At 72.0% G+C, this 12373-nt stretch carries 13 protein-coding genes; 8 read left to right on the plus strand and 5 right to left on the minus strand.

Annotated elements, in window-relative coordinates:
- The first annotated feature begins 4 nt into the window (after positions 1-4).
- The 4 genes from ACFQQI_RS17525 (at position 5) to ACFQQI_RS17540 (ending at position 3861) form a co-directional block, all read left to right on the plus strand.
- On the plus strand, positions 5-1585 hold the full coding sequence (locus ACFQQI_RS17525; protein ID WP_378566306.1) for a lactate racemase domain-containing protein: 1581 nt from the start codon (positions 5-7) through the stop codon (positions 1583-1585).
- Positions 1582-2514 (plus strand): lysophospholipid acyltransferase family protein, encoded by a 933-nt coding sequence (locus tag ACFQQI_RS17530; RefSeq protein ID WP_378566309.1) that lies wholly within the window; start codon positions 1582-1584, stop codon positions 2512-2514. The genes ACFQQI_RS17525 and ACFQQI_RS17530 overlap by 4 nt, the downstream gene beginning before the upstream one ends.
- A 109-nt stretch (positions 2515-2623) precedes the next feature.
- Positions 2624-3001, plus strand: coding sequence for a hypothetical protein (locus ACFQQI_RS17535; protein WP_378566313.1), 378 nt, complete (start codon positions 2624-2626; stop codon positions 2999-3001).
- Complete coding sequence (locus ACFQQI_RS17540; protein ID WP_378566316.1) at positions 3001-3861, plus strand: serine/threonine-protein kinase; 861 nt, start codon at positions 3001-3003, stop codon at positions 3859-3861. Before ACFQQI_RS17535 ends, ACFQQI_RS17540 begins: the two co-directional genes overlap by 1 nt.
- 4 nt (positions 3862-3865) lie before the next feature.
- On the opposite strand, the gene ACFQQI_RS17545 is transcribed toward ACFQQI_RS17540, so the two are convergent.
- From ACFQQI_RS17545 to ACFQQI_RS17555, 3 genes are read right to left on the minus strand one after another with little or no spacing between them, the layout of a single operon-like run.
- Positions 3866-4537 carry a response regulator transcription factor gene (locus ACFQQI_RS17545; RefSeq protein WP_378566319.1) on the minus strand — a complete coding sequence of 224 codons (672 nt, stop codon included), beginning with the start codon at positions 4535-4537 and terminating at the stop codon, positions 3866-3868.
- Complete coding sequence (locus ACFQQI_RS17550) at positions 4522-5952, minus strand: ATP-binding protein (RefSeq protein WP_378566322.1); 1431 nt, start codon at positions 5950-5952, stop codon at positions 4522-4524. Before ACFQQI_RS17550 ends, ACFQQI_RS17545 begins: the two co-directional genes overlap by 16 nt.
- Entirely contained in the window at positions 5939-6328 is a 390-nt protein-coding gene (locus ACFQQI_RS17555; RefSeq protein ID WP_378566325.1) for a hypothetical protein, read from the minus strand. The genes ACFQQI_RS17550 and ACFQQI_RS17555 overlap by 14 nt, the downstream gene beginning before the upstream one ends.
- Before the next feature lie 148 nt (positions 6329-6476).
- On the opposite strand from ACFQQI_RS17555, the gene ACFQQI_RS17560 reads away from it, so the two are divergent.
- Positions 6477-8045 (plus strand): AMP-binding protein, encoded by a 1569-nt coding sequence (locus ACFQQI_RS17560; RefSeq protein ID WP_378566328.1) that lies wholly within the window; start codon positions 6477-6479, stop codon positions 8043-8045.
- Positions 8046-8057: 12 nt separating this feature from the next.
- On the opposite strand, the gene ACFQQI_RS17565 is transcribed toward ACFQQI_RS17560, so the two are convergent.
- Positions 8058-8366, minus strand: coding sequence for an antibiotic biosynthesis monooxygenase family protein (locus tag ACFQQI_RS17565; protein ID WP_378566331.1), 309 nt, complete (start codon positions 8364-8366; stop codon positions 8058-8060).
- A 176-nt stretch (positions 8367-8542) separates the two neighbouring features.
- Between ACFQQI_RS17565 and ACFQQI_RS17570 the strand changes: the two genes are divergently transcribed.
- The 3 genes from ACFQQI_RS17570 (at position 8543) to ACFQQI_RS17580 (ending at position 11611) form a co-directional block, all read left to right on the plus strand.
- On the plus strand, positions 8543-9673 hold the full coding sequence (locus ACFQQI_RS17570) for a Nif3-like dinuclear metal center hexameric protein (protein ID WP_378566335.1): 1131 nt from the start codon (positions 8543-8545) through the stop codon (positions 9671-9673).
- Between the two features lie 265 nt (positions 9674-9938).
- The gene (locus tag ACFQQI_RS17575) at positions 9939-10427 is read left to right on the plus strand and encodes a zinc ribbon domain-containing protein (protein ID WP_378566338.1); all 489 of its coding nucleotides are present in this window, start codon (positions 9939-9941) and stop codon (positions 10425-10427) included.
- A complete protein-coding gene (locus ACFQQI_RS17580; protein WP_378566341.1) occupies positions 10424-11611 on the plus strand; it encodes a bifunctional RNase H/acid phosphatase in 1188 nt (395 codons plus the stop codon). Before ACFQQI_RS17575 ends, ACFQQI_RS17580 begins: the two co-directional genes overlap by 4 nt.
- Here ACFQQI_RS17580 and yaaA read toward each other — a convergent pair whose 3' ends face one another.
- The gene (gene yaaA, locus ACFQQI_RS17585) at positions 11612-12370 is read right to left on the minus strand and encodes a peroxide stress protein YaaA (RefSeq protein WP_378566344.1); all 759 of its coding nucleotides are present in this window, start codon (positions 12368-12370) and stop codon (positions 11612-11614) included. It abuts the gene before it with no gap.
- Positions 12371-12373: the final 3 nt, after the last annotated feature.

Genomic DNA, 12373 nt, shown 5'->3' on the forward strand with positions numbered 1-12373 from the left:
CTTCATGAGTCGCCCCGGATTCGTCCTCGAGGTGGACGACCGCACCCCACCGCTCGTCGTGCACGAGGGGCTGGGCTTCCGGCTCGAGGACTTCCCGCTCGGCACGCGGGTCGTCTACCCGCCCGAGTCCATCCCGACCGTGCCCGACGTCGACGAGGCGATCCGCGAGGCGCTGCTGCACCCGGCCGACTCCGACCCGCTGCCGACGCTGCTCTTCCCGGGCATGCGCCTGACGATCGCGTTCGACGACCTCTCGCTGCCGCTGCCGACGATGAAGGCGCCCGACATCCGCGGGCGGATCATCGAGCACGTGCTGACGATGGCGGCCGAGGCCGGCGTCGACGACGTGAAGCTCATCGCCGCCAACGCGCTGCACCGGCGGATGACCGCCGCCGAGCTCAAGCACATCGTGGGGGAGCGGGTGTTCCGCTCGTTCTACCCCCAGGGCGACCTCTACAACTTCGACGCCGAGGACCGCGCCGAGCTCGCCCACCTCGGCACCACCGACAAGGGCGAGGACGTCGAGATCAGCAAGCGGGCGGCGGAGTCCGACCTGCTCGTCTACGTCAACGTCAACCTCGTCGCCATGGACGGCGGCCACAAGTCCGTGGGCATCGGGCTGGCGTCGTACAAGTCCCTGCGTCACCACCACAACGCCCGGACGATGGTGCACTCGCGGTCGTTCATGGACCACAAGCACTCCGCGATGCACCACTCCGCCTGGCGGATGGGCCGGATCATCAAGGACCACGTCAAGGTCTTCCAGATCGAGACGACCCTCGACAACGACGTGTTCCCGAAGCCCTACGACTTCCTGCAGAAGCGCGAGTGGGAGTGGTCGGTCAAGGACCAGGCGTCGATGCTCGGCGTACGCCGCGGGCTCGCCGTCGCTCCGCAGAAGCTGCGCCACAAGATGTTCCACGACATGCGCTCGGCGTACGGGCTCACCGGCGTCAACGCCGGCGAGGTCGAGGCCGTGCACGAGCGCACGCTGGCGAAGGTGCACCAGCAGCACCTCGTCGAGGTGCAGGGGCAGAGCGACGTCCTCGTGATGGGCGTGCCGTACCTCGGCCCCTACAACGTGAACTCGTCGATGAACCCGATCCTCGCGACCTGCATGGGGCTCGGCTACTACTTCAACTCCTACCGGGGCCAGCCGGTCGTCCGGAAGGGCGGCGCGGTGATCCTCTACCACCCGCTGAACGAGGGCTTCAACCAGCTGCACCACCCGTCGTACGTCGACTTCTACGAGGAGGTGCTCGCCGAGTCGACCGACCCGGCGGTCGTGGGGGAGAAGTACGAGCAGCAGTTCGCGCAGGACCCGTGGTACATCCACCTCTACCGGACCTCGCACGCATACCACGGCGTCCACCCGTTCTACATGTGGTACTGGGCGGCCCACGCGATGGACCACGTCGACGAGGTGATCTGGGTCGGTGCCGACCGGCGGGCCGCGTCGCGACTCGGCTTCCGGGCCGCGACCACCCTGCAGGACGCGCTCGAGATGGCGTCGGGCACCGTCGGGTCGTCCCCGTCGATCACCTACCTGCACAACCCGCCCCACCTGCTGGCCGACGTGCGATGACGAACTTCCTCAAGGAGTCGGTCGACGACGTACGCACCGTGGCGCGCGGCTGGCGCTGGGGCCGGCGGCCGCAGGTGCCGCGGTCGGCGGAGGAGTGGGTGCCGCCGGCGCGGTCGACGGTCTTCCGCACCGACTGGTCGCGGCGGAAGCCGGCGATGGCGGCGCGCGAGGTGGCGCAGAAGGTCGGCCTCGAGCCGCTCTTCCGCTCCCAGGTGCGCACGCACGTCGAGGGCCTCGACGTGCTCGACCGCGTCGACGGGCCGGTGATCTTCGTGGCCAACCACGCCTCCCACCTCGACACACCGCTGGTGCTGCTGTCGCTGCCCGACGAGTGGCGACGGCGTACGGCGGTGGCGGCCGCGGCCGACTACTTCTTCGACACCTGGTGGCGCGCCGTGGGGTCGGTGCTGGTGTTCAACACGTTCCCGATCGACCGTCGCGGCGGCACGATGGCGGCCACGCCGGGTGAGGTGCTGGCCGACGGCTGGAGCCTGGTGATCTACCCCGAGGGGACCCGCTCGGTCGACGGCTGGATGGGCAAGTTCCGGATGGGCGCGGCGTTCCTCGCCAAGGAGCACGGCGTACCCGTCGTCCCGGTCGCCCACCGCGGCACGTTCGCGGCGATGCCGCGCGGGCAGGGCTGGCCCTCGCGCGGACGGCGCCAGCTCACGATCCGCTTCGGCGAGCCGCTGGTCGCGGGTGCCGACGAGTCCGTGCGCGACTTCGCGCCGCGGATCAAGGACGCCGTGGCGGCGCTGCTCGACGAGGACCGCACCACGTGGTGGGAGGCGCGCCGTCGCGTGGCGACCGGCGCCGTACCCGACCCGTCGGGACCGCAGGTCGCCCAGTGGCGGCGGGTGTGGGAGCAGACCGAGTCGCCGGTCGCCGAGGCGCCCGAGCGCAAGCTGACCGCGTGGCGCCAGCGTTGAGCCAAGGCTGACTCTCGGCTAAGAGGTGTCTCATCGGCGGCTCATGGTCGCCTCACTGCCGGCCGTCAGGCTCTTCCTCGAAGGAACGATTCCGATTCGAGGAGACACGATGAACAAGCTCATGACGTCCGGGATGGTCGGGTTGGCCGGGATGGTCGCGGCCGGGCTGGTCGCCTGGCAGGCGCCGGCATCCGCCTCCGGCTCGGACTCCGACACCGCGTTCAAGCGCGACGACGACAGCCAGGTGCTCGTCACGACGATCGACGACGACGATGACGACGACACCGGCCTCAACGACCAGACCCGCACGCGGACCCGCACCGGTCGGGACAACACGGGCACCAACACCCGCAGCGGTCGCGGCGACCGCGACAACAGCCGGGACACCCGGGTCCGTGACCTCACCTCCGACGGCCCGGGCAGCGGGAACGTCGACCGCTCGAGGAACGACACCAACGACCGCTCGCGGCACAACACGCGCGGCTGATGACCATCGCCTCCTGGGACTTCCTCGAGGGGGACCCGATCACCGCCGAGCTGACGGCTGTCCGTCGGCTCGGCGGTGGGTCCGCCTACGAGGCGTACCTGGCCTTCGACGAGGTCACCTACGCGCCGGTCGTCGTGAAGGTGGTGCGCCCTGACCAGGTCGAGGACGCCCACAGCCTGCGCGGCCTGGCTCGTGAGGTCGACGCGCTCGCGACCGTCAACCACCCGGTGGTCGTGCGCGGCCTGCGCCACGTGCTCTCGGGCGATCGACCGCACGTCGTGCTGGAGCAGATCGACGGCCCGCGGCTGTCCACGCTGATCCGGCGCTACGGCCCGCTGCAGGAGCAGCAGTACCTCCCGCTGGCGATCGAGGTCGCCAGCGCGCTGCACTACTTCGCGCACCTCGACTGGGTGCACCTCGACGTGAAGCCGAGCAACGTGATCATGGGCGCCCCCGCGCGCCTCATCGACCTCTCGGTCGCGCGGACGGTCGCCGACGCGGCCCGGTCCAGGCGCATCGGGACCGACCTCTACATGTCGCCCGAGCAGGCCGACCCCGACCGCTTCGGCCCGCCGTCGTCGGCCTCGGACGTGTGGGGGCTGTGCGCGACGCTCTTCGAGGCCGTCGCGGGCTACCGCGCCTTCGATGGCGCCTCGGACGACGACGTCCTGCCCCAGACCTTCGAGGACCCCTACGAGCTGCCGGACGGCGTACCGCCCGAGGTCGTCAAGGTCCTGTACGCCGGGCTCGACCGCGATCCGGCCAACCGGCCGCTGCCGCGCGAGGTCGCCGAGGCGCTCGAGCCCGTGCTCGCCCGGCAGCCGCGGGTGCGGCTCGGCGGCGCCCTGCGCGCCGGGTGAGCCGTCAGCGGTTGAAGCGGTAGCCCATGCCGCGCACGGTGGCGATCGACCCGGACCCGAGCTTCTTGCGCAGGTAGCCGACGTACACGTCGACGACGTTGGACCCGGGGTCGAAGTCGAGGCCCCAGACGTGGTCGAGGAGCTGCTCGCGGGAGAGCACCTGCCCGGCGTTCACCATGAACATCTCGGCCAGCGCGAACTCGCGGGCCGAGAGCTCCACCTGCCGCTCGCCGACGTCGGCCCGGCGGGTGCGGACGTCGAGCCGGACGCCGCCGCACTCGAGGACGTCCTCGCGACCCGGGTGACCGTTCGAGTGCTCCTGGCGCAGCCGGAGGCGGACCCGCGCGAGCAGCTCGGCGAACCGGAACGGCTTGGGCATGTAGTCGTCGGCGCCGCCCTCGAGCGCCGAGACCGTGTCGCCGACGGAGTCGCGCGCGGTGAGCACGATGACCGGGATCTGTGAGCCCTGGGCGCGCATCTGGTCGAGGACCTCGAAGCCGTCGATGCCCGGGAGGCCGATGTCGAGCACGACGAGGTCGAAGTCGCCGCCGAGTGCGCGGTCGAGACCGTCGCGGCCGTCGCCGACGACGGTGGTCAGGTGGCCGTCGGCGCGCAGGCCCTTGGCCACGAACGACGCGATGCGCTGTTCGTCCTCCACGATCAGGATGCGGGCCACTCGTCGTCCTCCAACCTCGTCGTCCTCGGCAGCGTCACGACGAATCGTGCTCCCGGCGGGTGCGGCGCCGGGGGGTCCTCCGCGGCGACGGTGCCGCCGTGCGCTCGCACGATGGCGCCGACGATGGAGAGGCCGAGTCCGAAGCCCTCGTCACCGGGTGGTACGGCGGAGCGGCCGAATCGTTCAAAGATCAGGTCGCGATCCTCGGGCGGGACGCCGGGGCCCGTGTCGCGGACCCAGAGCCGTACCTCGGTCGGGGTGGCGGACGAGCCGATCGCGACGGTGTCGCCGGCGCTGGTGTGCTTGACGGCGTTGTCGCAGAGCTGGAGCACCGCCTGGGTCAGCCGTTGCTCGTCGGCCACGACCTTGGTCGCCGCGACCTCGTCGACGACCCAACGGCGGTCGCCGAGGCCGCGGGCCTTGGCCATCAGGTCGTTGGTGAGCCCGTCGAGGTCGACCTGACGGAGCTGGAGGAAGTCGGGGCGGTCGCTCTTCGCGAGCAGGATGAGGTCGCCCACCAGCCGCGACATCCGGTCGATCTCGTCGAGGAGCAGCAGCCGGGTCTCGGCGACCTCGGTGGGGTTGTCGGGGTCGACGAGCTCGAGGTGACCTCGAAGCACGGTCAGCGGGGTCTTGAGCTCGTGGCCGGCGTCGTCGAGGAACTGCCGCTGGCCGATGAACGCCGCCTCCAGCCGGTCGAGCATCCCGTTGAAGGTGCGGGTGAGGGCGGTGATGTCGTCGTTGCCCGTGACCGGCAGCCGCTGCGAGAGGTCGGTCTCCGTGATGTCGTCCGCCGTCTCGCGCAGGGTGCGCAGCGGGGACAGCAGGCGACCGGAGACCCAGAACGCCACGGCCGTGATCAGGAGCAGGGCGAGGCCTGCGACGATGGCGTAGGTGCGCATCGTGTCGCGCAGGCCCTCCCTGGCCCGGTCGAGGAACGTGACGACGACCAGCGCTCCGGTCTGGTCGCCCTGGCGAACCGACTGGACGTTGATCTCGAGCGCCCCGAACTCGGAGTCGACCTCGGTGCGGCCGTTGCTCTCGATCAGGGGCGGGACGACCTCCCGGATCCAGGCGGACCCGCTGATCGCGTCCCACCTCGGCGACTGGCCGGTCGGCCCGTTGTCGCCCCAGGTCAGCAGCAGCTCGTTCTCGTCCGGGACGTTGCGCGTGAGGAAGAGCTCGAGCATCTCGGCGGCGCTGGTGAACGGTCGACCGGTGTCCGGGTTGCGGCCGTCCTCCTGCAGGGCCGCGAGCTCGGCGAACTCCTGCTCGGTCTGCGCCGCGACCTGCTGCTCGAGGCGGCGCAGCTCGATCGTGTACACCACGGCGCCCGCGACCGCGAGACCGGCGAGGACGAGGAGCGCCACCGTCGCGGTGATGCGGACGCGGACGGAGACGCTAGTCCTCGCCACCGTGCCCGCTGTCGTCGTCGCGGTCGTCGCTGTCGTCGCCGCCGTGGCCGCCATCATCGTCGTCCCCGCCGCCGTGTCCACGGTCGTCGGTGCGGTCATCGTCGTCGAGGTCGTCCCACGGCGTCACCACCTCGACGTCGTCATCGTCGTCGTCATCGTCGCCCGACCGCGACGGCGACGGGTCGGGCTTGGGCTTGGTCTCCGGCTTCGCCTTCCCCGTCGGCTCCCCGGTCGGGGTCGGGTCGGCCTCGCGGATCTGGATCGTCTCCCGCGGCGGCGGGTCGTCGGAGGCGGACGCGGCGAGGGAGCCCGCGACGTACGCACCGAGGGGCAGGACGACCGCGAGCCCGATGATGAGCTTCCAGACCGGGTGCATGGTCCGATCATTCTCCCCGATCGTGGGCGGTCGGTGAGAGTCGCATGAGAGCACTCTCACCCGCGAGGCGCAGGTGGGCGGCCGGTTCCAGCAGCACACGGGAAAACGAGGCAACCTACGGACAACGTCGGGTCACTACAGTGGCGGAATGATCGTCCCGTTCAGCGTCTCGGACTTCATCGACCGCGCCGTGCAGGTGTACGGCGAGCGAGTGGGCGTCGTCGACGAGCCGGACCAACCCGCGCCGCCGCTGAGTGGCTCGCCGGGCAGTGGCCGGCTGACGTACGCCGAGCTCGGCGTACTCGCGCGGCGGCAGGCCGCGAAGCTCGACGAGCTCGGTCTCGAGGTGGGCGACCGCGTCGCGGTCGTGAGCCACAACAGCGCGCGGCTGCTCACGTCGTTCTTCGGTGTCAGCGGCTGGGGGCGGGTGCTGGTGCCGGTGAACTTCCGGCTCCGCCCCGACGAGGTCCGCTACATCGTCGAGCACTCCGGCGCGCGGGTGCTGCTGGTCGACCCCGAGCTCGAGGAGTCGCTCAAGGACGTCGAGGCGGAGTTCAAGTTCGTGCTCGGCAACGACGACGAGCTGTTCGCGGCGGAGGATGCCGAGCCGCGGCCGTGGGAGCCCGACGAGAACGCGACCGCGTGCATCAACTACACCTCCGGCACGACCGCCCGCCCCAAGGGGGTGCAGATCACCCACCGCAACATCTGGGTCAACGCGGTGACGTTCGCGATGCACGCGACGGTGTCCGACCGCGACGTCTACCTGCACACGCTGCCCATGTTCCACGCCAACGGCTGGGGGATGCCGTACGCGATGACCGGCCTCGGCGTGCAGCACATCGTGCTGCGCAAGGTCGACGGAGCCGAGATCCTGCGCCGGGTGCGCGACCACGGCGTGACGGTCATGTGCGCCGCGCCGGCGGTCGCCGCCGCGGTGCTCGAGGCGGCCCAGACCTGGGAGGGCGAGATCCCGGGCCGTGACCGGGTGCGGATCATCATGGCCGGCGCGCCGCCGCCGACGAAGACGGTCGCGCGGGTGCAGGAGGAGCTGGGCTGGGAGTTCATCCAGATCTACGGCCTCACCGAGACCTCGCCGCTGCTGACCTTCAACCGGACCCGCGCGGAGTGGGACGACCTCGACGCCGAGGAGCGGGCGTCCCTGCTCACGCGGGCGGGCGCGCCCGCGCTCGGCGTACGGCTGAAGGTGTCGGACGGCGACCCGGAGGAGGGCGGCGGCGAGGTGCTGGCGCGCTCCAACGTCGTGCTCGAGGGCTACTGGGAGCAGCCCGAGGAGTCGGCGAGGGCGCTGGAGGACGGCTGGTTCCACACCGGCGACGGCGGCACGATCGGCGACGACGGCTACCTGACGATCTCCGACCGCAAGAAGGACGTGATCATCACCGGCGGCGAGAACGTCTCGAGCATCGAGGTCGAGGACGTGATCTTCTCCCACCCAGCGGTCGCGGAGGTCGCGGTGATCGGCATCCCGAGCGAGAAGTGGGGCGAGACGATCATGGCGATGGTCGTGCTCGCCGAGGGCCAGCAGGCCACCGAGGCAGAGATCATCGCGTGGTGCAAGGAGCGGGCGGCGGGCTACAAGGCCCCGACCGTGGTCGAGTTCCGCGACGAGCTCGCCCGCACCGCGACCGGCAAGCTGCAGAAGTTCAAGCTGCGCGCGCCGTACTGGGAGGGGCGCGACCGCCAGGTCAACTGAGGATCGTTGGGACTATCCCGATGCGCGCGTGTCGAGGACGACCTCGAACTCCAGCAGGTCGGCACCGGTCGCGACGGGGTTGGCGCGCTGGCCGGCGTGGGCCGCGGCGGCTCCGCCGTCGCGCCAGGCCTCGAACGACGCCTCGTCCTCCCACTCGGTGACGACGAAGTAGCGGTCCTCGCCCTTGACCGGACGCAGCAGCTGGAAGCCGAGGAAGCCGGCGCTGCCGTCGACGGTGTGGGCGCGGTTCGCGAAGCGCTTCTCGAGCTCCTCGTGCGCCTCGGGCGGGACGGAGATGGCGTTGATCTTCACGACCGACATGGGACGAGCCTAGGACCACGTCGGTCGGGCATCAGGCTCGACCTCCGTTGGTCGAGCAGCGAGCGCCGGCGCGGGTTTCCGGGGTCTCGACAGGCTCGACCACCGGTGGTCGAGCAGCGCGCCGACGCGCGCGACCAGCGGCGGTCGCGGCGCCCGTCCCCGATAATCTCGGGCCCATGCCCGCGCTGAAGGACGTCGTTGCCCTGCTGCACGGCTGGTACCCGCCCGCCACCGCCGACTCCTGGGACGCCGTCGGCCTGGTCGCCGGCGACCCGGACCAGCAGGTGCGCAAGGTGATGTTCGCGGTCGACCCGGTGCTGCCGGTGGCCCAGGAGGCGGCAGAGTGGGGCGCCGACCTGCTGGTCGTCCATCACCCGCTCTTCCTCAAGGGAGTGCACGGCGTCGCGGCGACGACGCCCAAGGGCCGCACGCTGGCGACGTTGACGAAAGCCGGCTGCGCACTGCTCACCGCGCACACCAACGCCGACCAGGCGCTCGGTGGCGTGTCCGAGTCGCTCGCGCTGGCGCTCGGGCTCACCGGTCTCGCGCCGATCGTGCCGGCGCCGGCCGGGCCGATGGACAAGCTCACGACCTACGTTCCGGTCGCGGACGCCGAGGCGCTGCGTGCGGCGCTCGCCGCGGCCGGCGCCGGCCGGATCGGCGACTACGACCACGCGTCGTTCTCGACGCCCGGGTCGGGCCGGTTCCGCCCGCTGGAGGGCGCGAACCCGACCATCGGAGCGGTCGGCACCGTCGAGACCGTCGAGGAGGAGCGGATCGAGGTCGTGCTGCCCCGGTCGGCGCGCGCGAGGGTGGTCCGGGCGATGCTGGACGCGCACCCCTACGAGGAGCCGGCGTTCGACGTCGTCGAGCTCGCCGACCCCGGCGTCGCCGCGACCGGCACCGGCCGGATCGGCGACGTCGCGCCGACGACGCTGCGGGAGTTCGCCGCGGCCGTCTCGGCTGCGCTGCCGGCGACCGCCCACGGCGTACGGGTGGCCGGCGACCCCGACCGGGAGGTACGCCGCGTCGCGGTGTGCGGCGGGGCGGGTGACTTCCTGCTCGACACGGTCGCGCGGACCGACGCCGACGTCTACGTGACGAGCGACCTGCGGCACCACCCGGCGAGCGAGTTCCGGGAGCTGGAGGGGCCCGCCCTGGTCGACATCGCGCACTGGGCGGCCGAGTGGACCTGGCTGCCGGCGGTGGAGGCGCGGGTGCGCGCGGCGCTCGGTGCAAATGGGGGCGATACGGTGGACACCCGCGTGAGCACCACGTGCACCGATCCCTGGCAGTTCCGCATCTGAGGAGACCCCGCTGAAAGCCGATCCCGCCGCCCAACTGAAGCTCCTCGACCTGCAGGAGCTGGACTCCCGCGGCGACCAGCTGCGCCACCAGCGGGCGAAGCTCCCGGAGCTCGCGGAGATCACCGAGCAGACCGCGAAGCGCACCGACGTCGACAACCTCGCGCGGGACGCGCGGATCGCCGTCGACGACCTGACCACCGAGCAGAAGAAGGTCGACCAGGACGTCGAGGCGGTCAAGGCGCGCCGCACGCGCGACCGCGACCGGATGGACCAGGGCCTGGTCACCAACCCCAAGGACCTCGAGCGGATGCAGCACGAGCTCGAGTCGCTGGAGCGCCGGATCTCGTCGCTCGAGGACGACGAGCTCGAGGTGATGGAGAAGCTCGAGGAGGCCCAGCGCGAGCTCGACCAGCTCCAGCAGCTGGTCGCCGAGACCGACGACCGGCTGACGACGCTGCACGCGGCCCGCGACGAGAAGCTCGCGGACATCGACGCGAAGCTCCAGCAGGTGCAGGCCGACCGCGGACCGGCGGCCGAGGGGCTGCCCGCGGACCTGGTCACGCTCTACGACCGGCTGCGCGACCAGAAGGGGGGCGTCGGGGCGGCCGCCCTGCGGCGCCGGGAGTGTGGCGGCTGCCGGCTCACCCTCGACTCCGTCGAGCTGACCCGCATCAAGGGCCTGCCCGAGGACGAGGTCGTCCGCTGCGAGGAGTGCCAGCGCATCCTCGTGCGCACCCCCGAGTCCGGTCTGTGACCCGATCGGTCGTCATCGAGGCCGACGGCGGCTCGCGGGGCAACCCCGGCCCAGCCGCGTACGGCGCGGTGCTGCGTGACGCCGAGTCCGGCGCCGTCATCGCCGAGGACGGCCGCAGGATCGGCGTAGCGACCAACAACGTCGCGGAGTACTCCGGCCTGATCGCCGGCCTCAAGCTCGCCGCCGAGCTCGCGCCCGACGCCGACGTCGAGGTGCGCATGGACTCCAAGCTCGTCGTCGAGCAGATGTCGGGCCGTTGGAGGATCAAGCACCCCGACATGCGTCCGCTGGCCGAGCAGGCGCGGCGGCTCGCGCCGGACGGCACGACGTACACCTGGGTGCCGCGGCTCGAGAACGCGCACGCGGACCGGCTCGCCAACGAGGCCCTCGACGGGAAGCGCGACGGCGTGACCGTCGCGGCCGAGGCCGGTCCGTGGGAGGACGAGCCGGAGTCCCTGGCCGAGCTCGTGCAGGACCCCGACACCCAGCCGGTCTCGATGCAGACCCAGGCGCGGGGCTGGTCGGGCGGTGGCGCGCCGACGACCGTCGTGCTGGTGCGCCACGGCGTCACCGCGCACACCCTCGAGAAGCGCTTCTCCGGGGGCCTCGCCAGCGCCAACCCGGGCCTCAGCGACGAGGGCCGCGCCCAGATCCGCGCCGTCGCCGACTGGCTGGGTCCGATCGCCGACCGCATCGACGCCGTCGTCGCGTCGCCGGTACGCCGCACGTTGGAGTCGGCCGAGATCATCGCGGCCGCGTTGGGGCGCGAGGTCGGGCTCGAGCCCGGCTTCGCCGAGATGGAGTTCGGCCACTGGGACGGGCTCACCTTCGCGGAGGTGGGGGAGCGGCACCCCGACGAGCTGACGTCGTGGCTGGGCTCGGTCGACCTGGCGCCGACCGGTGGCGAGTCCTTCCGCACCGTGCAGGAGCGGGTGCTCGCGGGGCTCGACCGGCTGCTCGAGACCCACGCCGGCCGCACCGTGGTCGTCGTCAGCCACGTGACGCCGATCAAGACGCTGGTCGCCAACGCGGTCGACGCGCCGATGGAGTCGTTGTTCCGGATGGAGCTCAGCCCCGGGTCGGTGACGGTGCTGGCGTGGTTCGACGACCGCCCGTCGATGCGGATGTACAACGCGCTGCCGCCCGGCAACGACGTGTTCGCGCCCGGCGCGACGAAGTGGTAGCTACAGCTCGCTGACCACGACGTCGAGACGGGTGCCGTCGACCTCGACCACCCAGCCGAGGTCGCGCAACGCCTCCGCGAGCCGGTCCGGTGTCCGAGGGTCGGCGCCGTCCTCGAGCAGCGCGCGCACGATGCGGCCCTTGGTGGCCTTGTTGAAGTGGCTGACCACCTTGCGCTGTCCCTGGTGCTCGTGCAGCACCCGCACCGTCGCGACCTTCACCTCGGGCGTCGGCCGCCAGAAGGCGGCGTAGGTGCTGCTGCGCAGGTCGACGAGCAGGCCGCGGCCCAGCGCCTCCGTCACCGCGTCGCCGAGGCACTCGCGCCAGACGGCGGCCACCGCGCCGAGCCCGGGCAGGGTGGTGTCGCCGGAGAGGCGGTACGCCGGGATGCGGTCGCCCGGGCGCACGAGCCCGAACAGGCTGGAGGTGACCGCCAGGCGCTTCGTCGCCCGCCGTCGGGCGGCCGTGGAGAGCGTGGCGACGTCGAGGGCGTCGTACAGGACACCGGTGTAGACCTGGTCGGCCCGCGCGGTCGGGTTGCCGCGCAGCCCGCGGTTCAGGTCGACGAGGTCGAGCTGGGTGCCGCCGACGCCGAGGGTCTTCGCGGCCACGTCGGGGTCGCCCTCGCAGAGCTCGACCAGGGCGTCGAGCACGCGCTCCCTCGCGGGGGTCAGCGTCGGGAAGTCGAGCGTGGCCAGGTCGAGCGGCTTGCCGCGACGCGGCGCGGCCTTGCCCTCGCTGGGCGGCAGCAGGATGAGCACGGT

The sequence above is a fragment of the Nocardioides sp. GCM10030259 genome, assembly GCF_042666375.1.
Lineage (GTDB): Bacteria > Actinomycetota > Actinomycetes > Propionibacteriales > Nocardioidaceae > Nocardioides.

Coding starts and splice junctions, on each gene's coding strand:
- ACFQQI_RS17570 (WP_378566335.1), top strand. CDS start 8,543: ATGCCCGCGCTGAAGGACGTCGTTGCCCTGCTGCACGGCTGGTACCCG.
- ACFQQI_RS17560 (WP_378566328.1), top strand. CDS start 6,477: ATGATCGTCCCGTTCAGCGTCTCGGACTTCATCGACCGCGCCGTGCAG.
- ACFQQI_RS17575 (WP_378566338.1), top strand. CDS start 9,939: ATGGACCAGGGCCTGGTCACCAACCCCAAGGACCTCGAGCGGATGCAG.
- ACFQQI_RS17540 (WP_378566316.1), top strand. CDS start 3,001: ATGACCATCGCCTCCTGGGACTTCCTCGAGGGGGACCCGATCACCGCC.
- ACFQQI_RS17535 (WP_378566313.1), top strand. CDS start 2,624: ATGAACAAGCTCATGACGTCCGGGATGGTCGGGTTGGCCGGGATGGTC.
- ACFQQI_RS17565 (WP_378566331.1), bottom strand. CDS start 8,366: ATGTCGGTCGTGAAGATCAACGCCATCTCCGTCCCGCCCGAGGCGCAC.
- ACFQQI_RS17555 (WP_378566325.1), bottom strand. CDS start 6,328: ATGCACCCGGTCTGGAAGCTCATCATCGGGCTCGCGGTCGTCCTGCCC.
- ACFQQI_RS17530 (WP_378566309.1), top strand. CDS start 1,582: ATGACGAACTTCCTCAAGGAGTCGGTCGACGACGTACGCACCGTGGCG.
- ACFQQI_RS17525 (WP_378566306.1), top strand. CDS start 5: ATGAGTCGCCCCGGATTCGTCCTCGAGGTGGACGACCGCACCCCACCG.